The sequence below is a fragment of the Micromonospora sp. CA-240977 genome, from assembly GCF_050942285.1.
GTDB lineage: Bacteria > Actinomycetota > Actinomycetes > Mycobacteriales > Micromonosporaceae > Micromonospora.
Window position 1 is genome coordinate 7,523,150 of sequence record NZ_CP192055.1, and the last position, 17,695, is coordinate 7,540,844.

Annotated in this window: 17 protein-coding genes; 7 read left to right on the forward strand and 10 right to left on the reverse strand. The window is 70.8% G+C overall.

Annotation, left to right across the window (positions count from 1 at the left end):
- The first annotated feature begins 31 nt into the window (after positions 1-31).
- From sigM to ACQPWW_RS34370, 5 genes are all read left to right on the forward strand, one after another.
- On the forward strand, positions 32-748 hold the full coding sequence (gene sigM, locus ACQPWW_RS34350) for an RNA polymerase sigma factor SigM (RefSeq protein ID WP_433134756.1): 717 nt from the start codon (positions 32-34) through the stop codon (positions 746-748).
- The gene (locus ACQPWW_RS34355; protein ID WP_433127932.1) at positions 745-1,755 is read left to right on the forward strand and encodes a hypothetical protein; all 1,011 of its coding nucleotides are present in this window, start codon (positions 745-747) and stop codon (positions 1,753-1,755) included. The genes sigM and ACQPWW_RS34355 overlap by 4 nt, the downstream gene beginning before the upstream one ends.
- Before the next feature lie 182 nt (positions 1,756-1,937).
- Positions 1,938-2,888, forward strand: a complete 951-nt coding sequence (gene trxB, locus ACQPWW_RS34360; protein ID WP_357411291.1) for a thioredoxin-disulfide reductase — start codon at positions 1,938-1,940, stop codon at positions 2,886-2,888.
- Between the two features lie 31 nt (positions 2,889-2,919).
- Positions 2,920-3,243 (forward strand): thioredoxin, encoded by a 324-nt coding sequence (trxA, locus tag ACQPWW_RS34365; protein WP_053651673.1) that lies wholly within the window; start codon positions 2,920-2,922, stop codon positions 3,241-3,243.
- A gap of 172 nt (positions 3,244-3,415) precedes the next feature.
- Complete coding sequence (locus ACQPWW_RS34370; RefSeq protein WP_433127933.1) at positions 3,416-4,579, forward strand: N-acetylmuramoyl-L-alanine amidase; 1,164 nt, start codon at positions 3,416-3,418, stop codon at positions 4,577-4,579.
- A gap of 16 nt (positions 4,580-4,595) precedes the next feature.
- Here ACQPWW_RS34370 and ACQPWW_RS34375 read toward each other — a convergent pair whose 3' ends face one another.
- Positions 4,596-5,261 (reverse strand): GNAT family N-acetyltransferase, encoded by a 666-nt coding sequence (locus ACQPWW_RS34375; protein ID WP_433127934.1) that lies wholly within the window; start codon positions 5,259-5,261, stop codon positions 4,596-4,598.
- Positions 5,262-5,554: 293 nt separating this feature from the next.
- On the opposite strand from ACQPWW_RS34375, the gene ACQPWW_RS34380 reads away from it, so the two are divergent.
- Both ACQPWW_RS34380 and ACQPWW_RS34385 read left to right on the forward strand, forming a co-directional pair.
- Positions 5,555-6,868, forward strand: coding sequence for a PLP-dependent aminotransferase family protein (locus tag ACQPWW_RS34380; RefSeq protein WP_433127935.1), 1,314 nt, complete (start codon positions 5,555-5,557; stop codon positions 6,866-6,868).
- A 7-nt stretch (positions 6,869-6,875) separates the two neighbouring features.
- Complete coding sequence (locus ACQPWW_RS34385) at positions 6,876-7,880, forward strand: D-alanine--D-alanine ligase family protein (protein WP_433127936.1); 1,005 nt, start codon at positions 6,876-6,878, stop codon at positions 7,878-7,880.
- A gap of 199 nt (positions 7,881-8,079) precedes the next feature.
- Here the strand turns inward: ACQPWW_RS34385 and ACQPWW_RS34390 are convergent, their stop codons facing one another.
- The 9 genes from ACQPWW_RS34390 to rpmH all read right to left on the reverse strand — a co-directional run bounded on the left by ACQPWW_RS34390 (position 8,080) and on the right by rpmH (position 17,065).
- Positions 8,080-9,036, reverse strand: a complete 957-nt coding sequence (locus ACQPWW_RS34390; protein ID WP_433134758.1) for a hypothetical protein — start codon at positions 9,034-9,036, stop codon at positions 8,080-8,082.
- A 1,839-nt stretch (positions 9,037-10,875) separates the two neighbouring features.
- A complete protein-coding gene (locus ACQPWW_RS34395; protein ID WP_433127937.1) occupies positions 10,876-11,889 on the reverse strand; it encodes a ParB/RepB/Spo0J family partition protein in 1,014 nt (337 codons plus the stop codon).
- A gap of 27 nt (positions 11,890-11,916) precedes the next feature.
- Positions 11,917-13,236, reverse strand: a complete 1,320-nt coding sequence (locus ACQPWW_RS34400; protein ID WP_433127938.1) for an AAA family ATPase — start codon at positions 13,234-13,236, stop codon at positions 11,917-11,919.
- 256 nt (positions 13,237-13,492) lie between these two features.
- Positions 13,493-14,203 carry a 16S rRNA (guanine(527)-N(7))-methyltransferase RsmG gene (gene rsmG, locus ACQPWW_RS34405; RefSeq protein WP_433134760.1) on the reverse strand — a complete coding sequence of 237 codons (711 nt, stop codon included), beginning with the start codon at positions 14,201-14,203 and terminating at the stop codon, positions 13,493-13,495.
- A 142-nt stretch (positions 14,204-14,345) separates the two neighbouring features.
- Positions 14,346-14,981 (reverse strand): protein jag, encoded by a 636-nt coding sequence (locus ACQPWW_RS34410; RefSeq protein ID WP_433127939.1) that lies wholly within the window; start codon positions 14,979-14,981, stop codon positions 14,346-14,348.
- A 211-nt stretch (positions 14,982-15,192) separates the two neighbouring features.
- Complete coding sequence (gene yidC / locus ACQPWW_RS34415) at positions 15,193-16,182, reverse strand: membrane protein insertase YidC (RefSeq protein WP_433134762.1); 990 nt, start codon at positions 16,180-16,182, stop codon at positions 15,193-15,195.
- A gap of 2 nt (positions 16,183-16,184) precedes the next feature.
- The gene (gene yidD, locus ACQPWW_RS34420) at positions 16,185-16,430 is read right to left on the reverse strand and encodes a membrane protein insertion efficiency factor YidD (RefSeq protein ID WP_433134764.1); all 246 of its coding nucleotides are present in this window, start codon (positions 16,428-16,430) and stop codon (positions 16,185-16,187) included.
- Between the two features lie 47 nt (positions 16,431-16,477).
- Positions 16,478-16,894 carry a ribonuclease P protein component gene (gene rnpA, locus ACQPWW_RS34425; RefSeq protein ID WP_433127940.1) on the reverse strand — a complete coding sequence of 139 codons (417 nt, stop codon included), beginning with the start codon at positions 16,892-16,894 and terminating at the stop codon, positions 16,478-16,480.
- A 33-nt stretch (positions 16,895-16,927) separates the two neighbouring features.
- Positions 16,928-17,065 (reverse strand): 50S ribosomal protein L34, encoded by a 138-nt coding sequence (gene rpmH, locus ACQPWW_RS34430; protein WP_007453904.1) that lies wholly within the window; start codon positions 17,063-17,065, stop codon positions 16,928-16,930.
- Positions 17,066-17,695: the final 630 nt, after the last annotated feature.

A 17,695-nucleotide genomic window follows, 5' to 3' on the forward strand; every position in this document is an offset into this window, starting at 1 on the left:
CGCCGTGGCACCGCATCCGCAGGACGTGGTGATGGACGGGCGCGCCGTCGCTTCGGATCTGGAGCTGCTGCGCGCCCACGTCGATGGCGACCGGCACGCCTTCGCCGAGTTGTTCCACCGGCACCGCGACCGACTCTGGGCGGTCGCCCTGCGTACCCTCGGCGATCGTGAAGAGGCCGCCGACGCGCTCCAGGACGCGCTGCTCTCCGCGCACCGGGCCGCCGCCCGGTTCCGCGGTGACTCCGCCGTCACCACCTGGTTGCACCGGATCGTGGTGAACGCCTGCCTGGATCGGATCCGTCGCCGGCAGGCGCACCCGACAGTGCCGCTGCCGGACGGCAACCGGGCGGGGGACGGCTCGGGCACCGGCGGGATCGAGCCGGTCGCACCCGCACCGGACCACGACACCGCGCTGGTGGTCCGCGAGGCGCTGGCCGCGCTGCCCCCCGAGCAACGTGCCGCGCTGGTGCTTGTGGACGTGCAGGGCTACCCGGTCGCCGAGGTCGCCCGGATCCTCGGTGTCGCCGAGGGGACGGTGAAGAGCCGGTGCGCCAGGGGCCGGGCCCGGCTGGCGGTGCTGCTCGGGCACCTTCGGCCCGCCGTCACCCCGCCGCCGTCGGCCCGTTCGGAGGCGACCGGCCCGACCAGGGAGGTGCCGGGCGTCACGCCGGGGAACCCAGGCCCGGCCGAGGGCGTCGGATCGGGGTCGGGACGGTACCGGCGGGACGCCAACCAGGAGGACACGTGACGACCGAGGGGTTCCGGGAGGTCGACAACGACCTCCTCGCTGACTACCTCGGCGGGGCGTTGGACGGCACCCCGCAGCAGGAGGAGGTCGCCCGGCTGGTGTCCACTGACCCGGCCTGGGCCGAGGCGTACGCGCTGCTGGCCCCCGCGCTCGCGGAGGTCCGGGCGGACCTGGGCCGCTGGGCCGAGCCGTCGCCGCAGATGCCGCAGGCGGTCACCGACCGTCTCCTCGGCGCGCTTGGTGACGCCGGGCCGACGGTGGGAGACAACCCAGCCGACGAGGGCACCGCCGCGGCTGCCGAGGTCGACCACCCCGCGCCACCGCTTGTCGTACCGGCGCAGGGCGGGGCGGGTCGGCGGCCAGCCGTCCCCGCACCGGCCGGTTCCGGTCGCCGGGCCCCGACCGGCCCGGGTCGCCGGCGCGGTTGGATACGCCGTGGCGCGCCGATGGCCGCCGCCGCGATGGCCGTCGTCGCTGTCACGCTGGGCCTCACCCAGTTGTCGATGCGCGCGGGCGACGAATCCGGCACCAGCGCCATGGACCGGCCGGCCAGCGCGCCCAAGGACGCCGCGGCGCCCGCGGCGGCACGCACCACCGGCCCGACACTGCGCAGCGGTACGGACTACACCCCGCAGACCCTCGGCGACGCGCCGGTCGCCGACCGGCGGACCACGTCGTCTCCCGGCCGGGCGAGCGGTGATGCGCCCGGCTCGCAGCCGGGGGTGGGCACCGAGCAGGAGCGACTCCCTTCGCCCGACGGGCGGGACCAGTTGGCCCGGCTGACCACCGAGGCCGCGCTGAGCGCCTGCCTGGCCGACGTGGCGGCGGAGCACGGATCCGCCCCACTGGCGGTCGAGGTGATCGACTACGCGCGTTTCCAGGGCGAGCAGGCCCTGATCATCCGTTTCACCGACGCGACGGGGGCCCGCTGGGCCTGGGTGAGCGGCCCGGAGTGCGGAGTGCCGGGGTCCGGCGCGGACAGCCGGTATTCGGCGCGGGTAGGGTGAATCCACTGTCAACGGCACGATAACCACGCACGTGACCTGACCCACCAGATGCCCGTCTCGGGAATCCCCGGTTCGTACGATGACGTTCTGGAAGTCAGCTGTCGGCCCCATCCAGGCGTCGGCAACTCGGATCAGCACCGGTGCGCTCACCGACGCTGAACACACACATTCGGGAGACGGCAGTGGACGAGGTCCGCAACCTGATCATCATCGGCTCCGGGCCGGCCGGCTACACCGCGGCGGTCTACGCCGCACGCGCCAACCTGAAGCCACTGATCATCGAGGGCGTGCAGTCCGGTGGTGCGCTGATGACCACCACCGAGGTGGAAAACTTCCCCGGCTTCGCCGACGGCATCCTCGGCCCCGAGCTGATGGACAACATGCGCAAGCAGGCCGAGCGGTTCGGCGCCGAGTTCCTCACCGACGACGTGACCCGGGTTGAGCTGGTGGACACCGGCGACGCCGGTTCCGGCGCGGTGAGCACCGTCTGGGTCGGCGAGACCGCCTACCGGGCCCGATCCATCATCCTCTCCACCGGTTCGGCCTGGCGTCCGCTGGGCGTGCCCGGCGAGCAGGAGTTCCTCGGTCACGGCGTCTCCGCGTGCGCCACCTGTGACGGCTTCTTCTTCCGCAACCAGCAGATCGTGGTCGTCGGTGGCGGTGACTCGGCGATGGAGGAGGCCACCTTCCTCACCCGCTTCGCGGAGTCGGTCACCATCATCCACCGGCGCGACTCGTTCCGGGCCAGCAAGATCATGGCCGACCGGGCGCTGAGCAACGAGAAGATCAAGGTCGAGTGGAACAGCACCGTCGAGGAGATCCTCGGCGACGACGGCAAGGTCACCGGCGTACGGGTCCGCAACGTGCACACCGGTGACACCAAGGTGCTGGACGTGACAGGTGTCTTCGTGGCCATCGGTCACGACCCCCGCAGCGAGCTCTTCCGTGGTCAGGTCGAGTTGGACGACGAGGGCTACGTGAAGGTCCAGGCCCCCGGCACCCACACCAACGTGCCCGGCGTCTTCGCCGCCGGCGACGTGGTCGACCACACCTACCGTCAGGCGATCACCGCGGCCGGCACCGGCTGTGCCGCCGCGCTCGACGCCGAACGGTTCATCGCGACGCTCAGCTGAAACAACGAACACATCCCGGAGGAGGGGCACAGTGGGAAATACCAAGGCGGTCACCGACAAGAGCTTCGTCGCTGACGTGCTGCAGGCCGACAAGCCGGTTCTGGTGGACTTCTGGGCCGAGTGGTGCGGCCCCTGCCGCAAGGTGTCGCCGCTGCTCGAGGAGATCGCCGGCGAGATGGGCGACCGGGTCAGCATCGTCAAACTGAACATCGACGAGAACCCGGAGACCGCCCGCGCCTACCGGGTCATGTCGGTGCCGACTCTCACCGTGTTCAAGAACGGCCAGCCGGTGCAGTCGATCGCCGGTGCCAAGCCGAAGGGCGAGCTGGTCCGGCTCATCGAGTCGGCTCTCTGACCAGCCGAGACATCCACCGAACCCCGTACCCGCTCGTCGGGTGCGGGGTTCGGTGTCTTTCCGGCCGCGCCGGTCGACGTTTTTCCCGGCCGTGCCACCTCGCCGCCCCGGAACGCATAGCCTCAACCCTGGGCCGCCCGGCCAGCCAGTGTCGTGCAGAGGGGGTCGTGCCGTGCGTCCGATCCGATCCGGTGACCGGGGACCCGCGGTCACGGAGATCCGCAGCATCCTGACCGGCCTCGACCTGCTCACCGCCGCAGGACCGGCCACCGACGAGTTCGACCTCGACACCGAGCGGGCGGTCCGCGCGTTCCAGCAGTCCCGCGGCCTCAGCGTGGACGGCCGGGTCGGGGCGGAAACCTGGCGCGCCCTGGACGCCGCCCGCTGGCGGCTCGGCGCCCGCACCCTCTACCACGCGGTCCCCGACCCACTCAGCGGCGAGGACGTGCGGTCACTGCAGGAGCGGCTGCTGGAGATGGGGTACGACGTGGGCCGGGCGGACGCCATCTACGGCATCCGGACGTCCCGGGCGGTGGCCCAGTTCCAGCGCGAGGTCGGCCTCACCCCCGACGGATCCTGTGGCCCGCACACGATGAACGCGTTGCGGCGGATCGGCCGCAAGGTGGTCGGTGGCCGACCGCAGTGGCTCCGCGAATCCGACGCGATCCGGCAGTCCGGGCCGGCGTTGGTCGGCAAGACGGTGGTCGTCGACCCCGGGCACGGCGGCACCGACCCCGGAATGGTGGTGCCCGACGGTTCGCTGCGCTGGACGGAGGCGGACCTGGTGCACGACCTGGCCAGCCGGCTGGAGGGGCGACTCGCCGCGACGGGGGTACGGGTGCAGCTCACTCGCGGCCCGTCGCCCGACAGGTGCCTACCGGACACCGACCGGGCCCTGCTGGCCAACTCGCTGGGCGCCGACGTGTTCATCTCGCTGCACCTGGACGGCCACGCCAACCCCGACGCGGAGGGCGTCGCCACCTACCACTACGGCACCGACAACGGCGTGACGTCGGCGACCGGTGAACGCCTGGCCGGGCTGGTGCAGCGGGAGATCGTCGCCCGCACGGGGCTCCGCGACTGCCGTACCCACGCCAAGACCTGGGACCTGCTGCGGCTGACCCGGATGCCGGCCGTCCGGGTCGAGGTCGGCTACCTCACCTCGCCGACGGACCGCGCCCAGCTGGTCGACCCCCGTTTCCGCGACCGGGTCGTGGAGGCGATCGTGGCGGCGGTGCAGCGGATGTACTACCCGATCGAGCGGGACGTGCCCACCGGCTCGCTGGACGTCAGCGAACTGCGGGCCGTCGTGACCGCCGGCACGGTGGTCGACTGATCCGCCGGTTCGGCGGTCAGGTGTTCGTGGAGCGGGTGGCCGGAGCGGGACGCACCGGGCGAAGCAGGGTCTCCGGGCTCATCGACCCGAGCAGCTTCTCCAACGCGTACTCGACGTCGGACTTCCAGCTCAGCGCGGTACGCAGCTCAAGGCGGAGCCGGGGGAAGCGCGGATGCGGACGTACGGTCTTGAACCCCACCGAGAGGAAGAAGTCGACAGGTGCCACGCAGCCGCCGGCCGGGTCGTCCGCGTCGCCGAACTTCGCGTCACCGAACGCCTCGATGGCCTTGATCCCCCGCTTGGTCAGGTCCCGCGCGACGCCCTGCACCAGCATCCGGCCCAGCCCGCCACCGGCGAACGCGGCGACCACGTTGGCCGTCATCAGCAGTACCGCGTCAGCGGACACCGGCGAGGTCGGGAACGCCATCGAGCGGGGCACGTAGGCGGGCGGCGCGTACGTCACGAAACCCGCGGGCATGCCGTCGACGTACGCGAGTTTGCCGCAGGAACCCCACTCCAGCAGCGTCTGCGAGACCCACGCCTCCTTCTCCAGGCCCGGATCGCCGGCGGCGCAGGCCCGGTCCGCGGAGACCGGATCCAGCTCCCAGTAGACGCACTGCCGGCACGGGCGAGGAAGATCTTCCAGCGTGTCGAGGGTCAGGCTGACCAGACGTCGCGACATATGGCGCATCCCCACAATAGGCTCGGTGGTAGGACCGGCTTGCAACGACAGCGCCGCCATCCTGCTCCGACGAGCGATCGTACGCCGCCGATCGGCGATCCGGGAGGGGAACGCGCAGTTGCCCACCCCACCGGGGGACGGCCGGGTGGTCCGCCATGTGGTCGATTCGTATCGGTGGAGCGGCAGTGTGGTTCTGGCGGACTAGGATCGACAATCGGTGTCTCGTCGCCATGGTCATCGGTGGATGGGGTACCCGGGGCGGTAGCCACCCGAGCAGCGATCGAGGTGAGGTCATGACCGGCACGACACTCGACGACTACACCGACCGGTATGCCCGGCGGGTACGCGGGATGACCGCCTCCGAGATCCGAGCACTGTTCGCGGTGGCCAGCCGTCCCGAGGTCGTCTCGCTCGCCGGTGGTGCACCGTACATCGCCGCCCTCCCGCTGGACGCGGTCGGTGAGATGCTCGGCCGGCTCGGCTCCGAGCACGGCGTGACCACCCTTCAGTACGGCATCGGTCAGGGCACCCTCGAGCTGCGCGAGCGGATCTGCGAGGTGATGTCCCTCTCCGGGATCGACGCCGCGTGTGGCGCCTCCCCCGAGGACGTCGTGGTCACCGTCGGCGGGCAACAGGCACTCGACCTGGTGGCCCGACTCTTCCTGGACCCGGGTGACGTGGTGCTTGCCGAGGGGCCGACGTACGTCGGCGCGCTCGGGGTGTTCCAGGCCGCCCAGGCACAGGTCGTGCACGTACCGATGGACGCGGACGGGCTGATCCCGGAGGCGCTCGAGGCGGCCATCGCCGACCTGGCCCGTGCCGGTCGACGGGTGAAGTTCCTCTACACGATCCCCACCTACCAGAACCCGACCGGCGTGACCCTCAGCGAGGAGCGCCGCGAACGGGTGCTCGACATCTGTGAGCGCGCCGGCCTGCTCGTCGTCGAGGACGACCCGTACGGCCAGCTGGGGTTCGAGGGTGAAGCTCCGGCGCCCCTGCGGGCCCGCCGCCGCGACGGGGTCTTCTACCTCAGCACCTTCTCCAAGACCTTCGCGCCCGGCCTGCGGGTCGGTTGGATCCTGGCTCCGCACGCGGTCCGCGACAAGCTGGTCATCGCCAGCGAGGCGCAGATCCTCTGCCCCAGCGGTTACGCCCAGGCCGCGGTCTCCACCTACCTGGGCACGATGCCCTGGCGGCAGCAGCTCAAGGTCTACCGCGAGGTCTACCGGGAACGCCGGGACGCCCTGCTCGACGCGATGACCGACCTGATGCCCGAGGGCACCAGCTGGACCACGCCGGCCGGTGGCCTCTTCGTGTGGGCCACCCTGCCCGACGGGCTCGACTCGAAGGCGATGATGCCCCGCGCGGTGGCCGCCCGGGTCGCCTACGTGCCGGGCACCGGCTTCTACGCCGACGGCACCGGCACCGGCGCGATGCGCCTGAACTTCAGCTTCCCGCCGCCGGAGCGGATCCGCGAGGGCGTCCGCCGGCTGGCCGGTGTGATGGAGCAGGAAATCGCGATGCGCCGGGTCTTCGGTGCCGTGCGCGGCGCCACCGGCCGTCGCGGCCAGGCCGGCTCCGACGTGCCCGGGCCCGACTTGGCATGATGCCGGCATGGGTACGACCGCCGTCGAGCGCCTCCTCGTGACCGAATCCGCCGTTCCGGCCGACCTGCGCGTCGTCGTGCTCGCCGGTGGGCTCTCCTACGAACGGGACGTGTCACTGCGCTCCGGTCGCCGGGTGCTCGACGCCCTGCGCGCCGTCGGCATGGAGGCCGAGTTGCGGGACGCCGACGTGGCACTGCTGCCGGCGCTGGCCGCCGACCCGCCGGACGCCGTCGTCATCGCGCTGCACGGCGCCACCGGTGAGGACGGATCACTGCGCGGTGTGCTGGACCTCTGCGACATCCCCTACGTCGGCTGTGACGCCCGCGCCTCCCGGGTCGCCTGGGACAAGCCGTCAGCCAAGGCGGTACTCCGCGAGAACGGCATCCCCACCCCGGACTGGGTGGCCCTCCCACACGATCGCTTCTCCGAGCTTGGCGCGGTCGCCGTACTGGACCGGATCGTCGACCGGCTGGGTCTGCCGCTGATGGTGAAGCCCGCCCAGGGCGGGTCGGGGCTGGGCGGCGCGGTGGTCCGGGACGCCGCGGCGCTGCCCGCCGCGATGGTCGGCTGCTTCGCGTACGACTCCACCGCCCTGGTGGAGCGGTACGTGCCCGGTATGGACGTGGCGGTCTCCGTGGTCGACCTGGGCAACGGCCCACAGGCGCTGCCACCGGTGGAGATCGTGCCGCGCAACGGGGTGTACGACTACGCCGCGCGCTACACGGCCGGGCGGACCACCTGGCACGCTCCGGCCCGGTTGGACCCGGAGGTGTCCGCCACCGTCGCCGACGTGGCCCTCGCCGCGCACACCGCACTCGGTCTGCGGGACCTCTCGCGAGTCGACGTGATCGTGGACGCTGCCGGCCAGCCGCACGTGTTGGAGGTCAACGTCTCGCCGGGCATGACGGAGACGTCGCTACTGCCACTCGCCGTCCAGGCGGCAGGGCTGGACTTCGGCCGACTCCTCGGCACCCTGGTCGCCCGGGCGGCGGCCCGCGTCACCACTGCCTGACCCACTCGCCACCACTTCGGTACGGCACCGCCCACGAGGTTTGCGTGGTTGTCGCGTGCCTGGACTACCGCGCCACCCTCATGGTCGGTCCACGCCTCAGGGAGCCCTCCGTACGTCGGACGCGTCCGGGCCGTTGGCGTGCGCGGGTGTGTCAGGTGAAGCACTGGCGGTGCCGCCGTCCGGGTCAGCGCTGTTCGGGTCAGCGCTGACCGGGGGCGGCGCTGTCCGGGGCGGCGCTGTCCCGGGTGCCGCTGTCCGGAGTGGCGCTCGACGGGGTGGCTTTTGGGGCGGCCTCGATGGCCAAATCGGAGGCGGCCTCGATATCGGTTCTGCCCGCTCGGTCGCGAGGTACTGCGGCACCGCCGGGGACTGCGGATCCGCCGGGAGCCGACTCGTCAGTGTCAGCGACGCCGGATGCTGAGGCGCCGGACGTTGGAGCGGTGGGCGATGGAACGCCGAATACTCTGGTGCCGGACGTTGGGCTGCGGGGTGTGGGGATGCTGGGTGCGGCGGCGGTGGACGCGCCCGTTCGCTCGTCGTTGGCGGATGCCGATCGAGCGAGTCCGCTTGTCGGTGCGGTGTCGGCCCGGGAGCCGGCGTCCGAGTCCAAGCCGACGACATCGGCTTCGGGTGCACCGTCACCGTCGTTCTGATCGGCAGTGGCGGTGGGCTCCGGCGCTGGTTCCGGGGTTTCCTCCGCTGCCTCGATGACAGAGGCGGCCGAGGCGGCCGCCGCCGATGCTGCCTCCGCGGCGGCAGCGGCATCCGCAGCGGCGGATTGGGCCAGCAGACTGGACGGCGCCTGCCACTGAATCCGGGGTGGCTCGGCGAGCGGACGGCCGCCGAACTCGGCGAGCCAGGCGGCGACGAGCGCCAGATTTTCCCGCCACTGCGCTTCGGAGATCGGCGGCAGGATCGAATCCCACAGCGACAGGAAGGTGCCCCGCAACTGGAGGCGGCCGTACGGCCGGGCGAGGAACCACATGTGCAGGTGGGCCGAGCCGTCTCCCCACCGGTTGACGTGCACCCGCGCCACACCGTCGAGCGACCGGATGGCCCGTTCCAGACGCACTGTCATCACGCCCAGCTCGGCGGCGAGCAGGTTCGGCAGGTCCCCGAGGTCGAGGTGGGTTCGCGATTCCAGGATGAGCACCATGGGCAGGCCGGTGGGCCGGTCCATGGCACGAACCCGCCACCGCTCGCCGACCCAGATGTAGGCCTCGTCGGGTGCGTTGCAGGCGGTGCATTCCCGGAGACCCTCGCCTTTCCGGGGCGGTTCGACCGGGACCGGATCATCGAGTTGCTTCACGTGGAGGTCCCCCTCGAAGGGGAACGACGGCCACTGCGTGAAGTCCGGGACTGAGGGAGGGGTGTCGTGCACGACGCTGACCCTAACCGAGTCTGGCACCGCTGTCCCTACCTGTTCGACCGCTCTCGACCGACCAGATCAGTGCCCTCAGTCGGCCGGGTGTGCCACGTCACCACCGCACGGTGAGCCGATATCCACAGGCTGCCGAGATCGCCAACACAGGCCGTCATCCACAGGCTCACACCCGCTCTCACGCGCTGTTTCACGTGAAACAGGGGGTGCCTGTGGACAACGGGTGTGGATAACTTTTCGGCCGGTCGGTCGTTGTCGGCGGATCGCTGAAACGCGTGGCAACAACCGCTCGACACCGCTGGCTGATCCGAGCCGATCCGTGGTCCTCCGGCGCCACGAAAGCTGCCCGGTGGGACCACCTCCGTGGACCCGGCCGCCGGACGCCGGCAGTTCGAGCGTTCCCCGGAGCCGGTCCCCGTGCCGAGCCGTCGCCTCCGGATGCGTCCACGCCGACGGTTCGCTGAGACGGTCGCCACGCCTCCGCTCGACGAGCCTCGGAGGTGAGGGCGGGTGCTGTGTGGCCGAAGGGGCTGGGTCGAGCGCCGAGCGCTGATCGGCTGCGTCCACGCCTCGGGCTCGGCCGAGCGGGCGCGCAGTCGCGGGCACAGGACTCGACCGCAGCAGTGGACCAACAGTCGACGAGCCGACTGCGGGCATCGGACGCCGTCGGTGATTCTGGTGGGCGGGCACGCGAGGCAGCAATCGAACGACGACGGGAGGACCCGGCCGATCGTCGGGCAACAGCCGGCGGGCGGCCCCAGCCGACGGTCATGGGTCAACGACGGGAGGCGTCACCCGTCAGGTTTCAGGTGCCAGCGAGTAGAGACACCGCGCCCACCTCTGGTGCCCCGGTGAACCTCAGGCGCCAACGACCGGAAGCCAAGCGCCCCCGAACCTCAGGCACCAAGGCCGCAAGCCAAGCGCCTGCCGCACCTCAGGCACCAACGACCGGGAGCCGAACCTGGGGCACCTCAGGCTGGACCTGATAGCGGTGTCGCGGGCGGGGCACACCAACGACCGCAAGCCAAGCGCTCCCCGAACCCCAAGCACCAACGACCGGGAGCGAAGCGCGCCCTCCATGCCTCGGGCACCAACGACCCGAAGCCAAGCCCGAGCCGTGGCACCAACGACCGGAAGTCGAGCCGAGCCGTGGAACTAACGGCTGCGGCAGCAGCCAAGAGTCGGCGGGGAAAAGATGAGGGGACAGCAGAGCCAGCGGGCCGCATTCGCGCCCAGAGGCCCTCAGGGACGTCCGGGCCCACCGGAGGATGCCTTGCGCCACGCGAGGCGGCAGCGGGCCACTCAGCGGTCGCAACGGCGCCTCATGGTCATCCTCGGGTGAGACCCCAGGGAGTTCCGCAGCGTCGGCGATCTCCGTTTCACGTGAAACGCGCCCGAGCGAGTCGTTGCCGGCCGGTCCCGCGCGAGGCCGTCGACTGTCGAACTGCTGATTCACGGCCGGCCCGCAGGAGCCGCCGACGACGTCTCGTGCGTTCGAGGATCCTCGCCGGAGGAGCGGCAACGGCGGCCGTTTCACGTGAAACGCGGCGAGCCGGATGCGGAACGACCGCGCTACCCGGAGGGGTGCGCGGCCGTCGACGAAGAGGATCGGGCTCAGCCCTCGCTCTCCTCCTGCTGCACTCCGATGATTCCGACGATGCGCTCAAGGTCGTCCACCGTCGCGAACTCGATGGTGATCTTCCCCTTGCTCCGGCCGATGTCGACCTTCACCCGAGTGTCGAACCGGTCGGACAGTCGATCCGCCAGATCGGTGAGGGCGGGCGCGTGCGCCTTCGGCCGGCGCTTCGCGGCCTGCCCCTTCGCCGGCCCGTCGTTCAGTGTCAGGGCGACGATCTCCTCGGTCGCCCGTACCGACAGGCCCTCCGCCACGATCCGCAACGCCAACTGCTCCTGCGCCTCGGTGTCGTCGAGGCTCAGCAGAGCGCGGGCGTGGCCCGCCGACAGGATCCCTGCGGCGACCCGGCGCTGCACCTGGGCCGGCAGGTTCAGCAGCCGGATCGTGTTGGAGATCTGCGGGCGACTCCGACCAATCCTGCGGGCCAACTCTTCGTGGGTGGCCCCGAACTCTTCAAGCAGCTGCTGGTAGGCGGCTGCCTCTTCGAGAGGGTTCAGGTTGGCTCGGTGGATGTTCTCCAGCAGGGCGTCGCGGAGCATGGCGTCATCACGGGTGTCCCGGATGATCGCCGGGATGCTGTCCCGCCCCACCGCCTGGGCGGCCCGCCAACGCCGCTCGCCCATCACCAGCTCGTACTTCTCGTCGTCGAGCTGCCGTACGACGATGGGCTGGAGGAAACCGACCTCCTGAATGGAGGTCTTGAGTTCCTCCAGCGCCTCCTCGTCGAAGACCTGGCGGGGCTGCTTCGGGTTCGGCAGGATCGCGTCGACCGAGATCTCGGCGAATCGCGCTCCGGGTACCGGGCTGAGCGTGGACTCCGGTTCGTGAACCTGTGCCTCGACAGACACCGCCGGGACGGCGGCGGCGCCGGTGTCGTCCGCGTACTCGTTCTCCGGATCCGCCGTTACGGCGTCGGCGGCACCGGGCACCGGCCCGGTCGGGATCAGCGCTCCCAGGCCCCTACCCAGACCGCCCCGAGGACGGTTCTTCATGCCTCGCCTCCCAGCGACTCATCCGCACTACGCATTCCGGCCCACCGGCTCCTTGACGCCTCGCTCGGCAATCTCCTGGGCGGCCTCGAAGTAACTCGTGGCGCCCCGCGATCCGGGATCGTAGGTCATCACCGACTGGCCGTAGCTGGGTGCCTCGGAGACCCGGACGTTGCGGGGGATGACCGCCTGGAGAACCTTGTCGCCGAAGTGGTTCCGGACGTCCTGCTCGACGGCGTCGGCCAACCGGGTACGCCGGTCGTACATCGTCAGGAGGATGGTGGAGACATCAAGCTTGGGGTTGAGGTGTTGGCGCACCAGGTTGATGTTGTTGATCAGCTGGTTGAGCCCTTCCAGCGCGTAGTACTCACACTGGATCGGGATCAGCACCTCCTGCGCGGCAACCAGGGCGTTGACAGTGAGCAGACCGAGCGACGGCGGGCAGTCGATGAAGACGTAGTCGAACTCGCCCGGGTAGGCGGCGATCGCCCGGTCCAGGCGCGACTCCCGCGCCACCACCGACACCAGCTCGATCTCGGCGCCGGCCAGGTCGATGGTCGCCGGTACGCACCACAGGTTGGGGATGCCCTCGACCGCCTGCGCGACCTCCGCCAGGGGCACGCTGTTGATCAGACAGTCGTAGACGTCCGGGATCCCGGTGTGGTGCGGGACGTTGAGCCCGGTGGAGGCGTTGCCCTGCGGATCGAGGTCCACCACGAGCACCCGGTTGCCGTGCAGGGCGAGCGCCACTGCAAGGTTGACGGTGGTCGTGGTCTTTCCCACGCCGCCCTTCTGGTTGGCGACGCACATGACCCGGGTCCGGTCGGGCCGAGGCATTGTCACCTCGCCACTGGGATTCAGGATCTGCACGGCGCGCATCGCCTCCATAGCCAACGGTGGGTCATCCTCTTCGCGCGTCGGGGTTTCACGTGAAACGTACGTGGGGTCGGTCGCGACGGCAGCCAACGACTCGGTCGAAGCGACCGGTGGGTCGGCGATCACCGGCACGGCGTCCCGAACAGCCGCCGCCCCAGGTTGGTGCGGAACCGCCGGCTCGAAGCGAACCGCTCTCGCGGTGTTGCGTCGTCCTAACGTCTGCCGCACCTCAACGACGTTGGCCGGTCGGGTCGACCCCTCCGACGTCCGTCGTGTCGCCGCCGGGTCCACGACTTCGGGCCCGGTCTGATGAACCGCTGGATCTCCGCCGAACACCGGCGGATCGCCGTCGGCGGGTCGGGTCGCTGGCCCGGTCGTGCCGGGCGACCAGCTCGGGTAGTCGGTTTCACGTGAAACGGGATCGCCTGTCGACCCGGTCACGTGTGGATCGTCGTACCTGCCGTCGTCATGCACCTGTCATCCCTGCCCGCTTCGGATGGTCGGTCCGCGCCCCGGTCAACTTGGCCACACCCACGCTCGCAACCCGGAGCGTACGGCCCTCGGGAGCGGTCGGAGACCCGCGACGTCCGTCGCCCGCTCCACACTATCGACGCGCGGTCAGCCTACGGCGGACGGGCGCGGCCGGTCCACGTCGGGTTCTCATCCCCTTGTCCATCCGTACCGGTACAACGAGGCAACCCGCCCGCCGGAAGCCCGATGACCCGAAGCGTCAGCGTCGGCGGGATCGGCCGTTCCGGGAACGCTTGCTGGCCGCCGCGCGGGCCGGACCGACCATCCGCTCCCGCACGATCTCCACGACGGTGGTGGGCGGATCGATAACCCCGGTCCCACAGAGGTGCACCGCCGGCTCCCCGCCACCGAGTCGCGCCACCACCTCGGCGTGCTCCTCGATCTCCGCCGCCGCGGACGAACCCTTCAGCGCCAGCAGCCGGCCGCCACGGACCGCCAGCGGGAGACTCCAACCGGCCAGACGATCCAGCGGCGCGACCGCGCGGGCAGTCACCACGTCGCCGCTGATCGGCTCCCGACCGCTCGACCCGGTAGCCGCCTCGTCCGCCCGGCCACGGAACACCCGCACCGACTTGGCCAGACCGAGTCGTTCGACGACCTCGATCAGGAACGACGTGCGTCGAGCCAGCGGCTCGATCAGGGTGACAGTGAGGTCGGGCCGCGCGATGGCCAGGACCAGACCTGGCAGACCGGCACCGGAACCGACGTCGAGAACTGTCGCGTCGGACGGGATCCGCTCGGCGACGGCCGCGCAGTTGAGGAGGTGCCGATCCCAGATGCGAGGCGCCTCTCGGGGACCGATCAGGCCGCGGACCACCCCGTCGGTGACCAACAGCTCGGCGTACGCGGCGGCCAGGTCGAGACGATCACCGAACAGGGTGAGTGCGGCCGGAGCCAACTCGGGCGGCAGTGCCGCGTCCGCGGGTGACGGGGCGGTGCTGGGTTGGTTCGATTCGGCACCAACCCCAGCGGGCTGGACAGCGGACGGCCCGAGCGGCGTGCCGCCCGGGCCGGTCACGGCGTCCGCCGTGTTGTCGTCGTGGGTCACCCGGTCAGTCCGCCGGCCGTACGACGATGCGCCGGTTCGGCTCGACACCCTCGGACTCGCTCGCCACGCCGGACATGGCGTTGACCACGTCGTGCACACACTTGCGCTCGAACGCGGACATCGCCTCCAGGCGGACCGGCTCGCCGTACTCCTTGACCTTCTCGACGGCGTTCTTGGCGACCGCGGCGAGTTCCTTGCGGCGGTTCGCCCGGTAGCCGCCGACGTCGAGCAGCAGGCGGCTCGGCGTCCCGGTCTGCCGGAAGACGGCGAGGCGGGTCAGCTCCTGAAGCGCCTCCAGGGTGGCTCCACGCTGGCCGACCAGGTTCTGCAACCGCTCGCCGACGACCTCGACCATCGGGCGCCCGGCGGCGACCAACTCGTCGATGTCGCCGTCGTAGTCGAGGATGTCGAGGAGCCCTTCGACGTAGTCGGCCGCGATCTCGCTCTGCCGGAACAGGTCGCCCTCGCTCACCGCCTTCTTCACCCGACCGCCAGCGGCGGTGTCGGTGTCGTCGGCCTCGGTGTCGTCGTCGACCGCGCCGTCGTCGTCGGTCTCGGTGTCGTCGCCGTCCACCGCGAGCGTTGCGGTCTCCTCCTCGTCCAGGGACTGCTCGGCGCGGGGGATGCTGGTCTCGGTCACGGTCTCATCTCCGTACTCGCTCGGCCGGACCGTCGGGTCCGACTGGTTTCCCGGGGCCGGCGGGAGGTCGCCGGTGCCCGCGGGCACGTCTGTACGGGCAGTGTCGCCCGTGGCCGCTCGGTGCGCGGTCAGTTCCGCTCGGCGCCACCGGACGGCGGCTGCACGGTGCGGAACGGGCCGCCGCCGGTCACCCGGCGACGGCCCTCAGAGGTCAGCCCTGCCGCTTGGCGGGACGGCTCTTCTTCGGGTTGTTCACCGGCTTGGCCCCCGGCTTCGGCCCGGCCACCTTGGGCGCGGTCGCCTTGACCGGTGCCGGCGGGGCCGCCTTGCCACGACCGAACAGGCCACCGGACTTGGCGGGCTGCACCGGGCTGCGGGTGGCGGCGGGGGCGACGGCCTTCTTGGCGGTCACCGGCGGCGGGAACTTCCGCAGCACCCACTGCTGCTGGCCGAGGGTGAAGAGGTTGTTGGTGACCCAGTAGATGATGACGCCGATCGGGAAGATCGCGCCGGAGATCAGCAGCGACGCCGGGATGCCGTAGAGCATCAGTCGCTGGATCATCCGCTGCTGCGGGTCCTCCGCCCAGCCGGTCTTGAGGATCATCTGACGGCTGGTCAGGTAGGTGGTCGCGATCATCACCAGGACCAGGACACCAGCAATGATCTTCACGGTGCTGCCGTTGGCGCCGAGGCTGGCCAGCTCGTCGGCGGTGGAGCCGAACTTGCCGGCGATCGGGGCGGTGAAGAGCTTCGCCTGCGAGGCGCTCTGGAACTGGTCGACGGTCCAGCCGTACAGGGTCTTGTTCTGCTTGTCCGGGTCGAGCCGGCGCAGCACGTGGAAGAGACCCAGGAAGACCGGGATCTGAAGGAACATCGGAAGGCAGCCCATGAGCGGGTTGGCCTTCTCCTTCTTGTACAGCTCCATCATTTCTTTCTGGAGCGTCTCCCGGTCACCCTTGTGCTTCTCCTGAAGCTCCTTGACCTTGGGCTGCAGCGCCTGCATGGCGCGCTGCGACTTGATCTGCTTGACGAAGACCGGGAACAGGATCACCCGGACGGTGACCACCAGGAAGATGATGGACAGGATCCAGGCGAAGTTGGTGCCGATCACCGCGCCGACGGGCACCCCGATGGCGTCCCAGGCAGAGTGCCAGGTCAGCAGGATCCACGAAATCGCGTAGTAGATCCAGTCGAGACTCAGACTCAATTCGGGGCTCCAGTCACATCAGCACGGCGGCGGCCGCCCGGCTCCGGCACCGGGTCATATCCACCAGGGTGAAAGGGGTGGCAGCGCAACAGCCGCCGGACCGCCAGCGCGGCTCCCCGGAGCGCGCCGTGCCGAGCGACCGCCTCCTGGGCGTACGCACTGCATGACGGGTAGAACCGACAGCGGGCCGGCAGCGCCGGACTTATCCACCGACGGTACGCGATGATGGGCGCGATCAGCACCTTGGCACCGGTTGTCGGCGTGCGTGGACTGGTCTTCTCGGCGTCGGTCACCGGGACCGCCGTTCGCGGGGCGACCGGGCGACCGCGATGGCGGCATCCAGGTCGGTGGCGAGGCGCGGATACGACGCGTCCGCCGCCGCGGGCAGCGCCCGGACGACCAGGGTGCTGCCGGCGGGCAGGGCGGTCAACCGGTCCCGGACCAGCGCCCGCAGTCGACGCTTGACCCGGTTGCGGGTCACCGCGTTGCCGACAGCTTTCGACACGACGAAGCCGGCGCGGGACGGCACGGATGACTGCTCCGCACTGTTGTCCCGCACCGGCTCCGACACTGTCGAGATGCTGGGGTCGGCGATCACCGGCACGGTCAGGTGGACCACGACGGCGCCTCGTCCGACGCGTCGGCCACCGCGAACCGCTGCGGCGAAGTCAGTGCTGCGCCGCAGTCGCTGCGCGGCGGCCAGCACGACTGCCCACGTCCCCTGACCGGCCCGGTCGGCTCAGGCCGACAGGGTGGTGCGACCCTTGGCGCGACGGCTCGAGAGGATGGCACGGCCGGCACGGGTGCGCATGCGCAGCCGGAAGCCGTGGGTCTTCGCGCGCCGGCGGTTGTTCGGCTGGTAGGTGCGCTTGCTCACGTCAGGCTCTCCGTTTTCGTACGCGCCCCGCGCGACGGGATCGCCGGGGTCGTGTGGTGGTGTCCAGGCCACCTCGACGGTGGCCCCCGATCGGTGCTGTCCGGCGGTGCGGGACCTCGACGATGCGGGGGATGCGACCGCGGACAGCAAGCACCCATCACCCTAGCAGAGGGCGAGAAAGCAGCCGTTCCAGCCTACGCAGGGGGGCAATGACCGTCAAACACCCCGAGGAGCGGCCAACGGGACGCGCCCGAGGCCGAAGGGCGGTTTTCGCTGATGCCGACAAGGGTGTCGCCGCGTCGCCGGTTGATGGCGCAGGGACAACGCTGTTACCGTGCCCGATTGCGGTGAGCGTCGGAAGCTCCGGTCGTCGCGCAGGCAAGACCGGACAAGGTAGTGAATCGTTCGGCACGGTGAACCCGCTTCAGCGCCCGGTCAGGCAGGGGGCAGGTCCCACCCGCGTCCGGCAGCGGCCACAATCGGTCGGTACACAGGCTGTGGATAACTTGTGGATGACCACCGGTCGACCGTCCGGGTGGGGTGTTGTTCCACCCGCGAACGCGGCGGGCCCGGGATGGCCGGCTGGCAGACAGCGGCGGCCGGGAGCAGAGGCGAGGGGGTGGCACGACG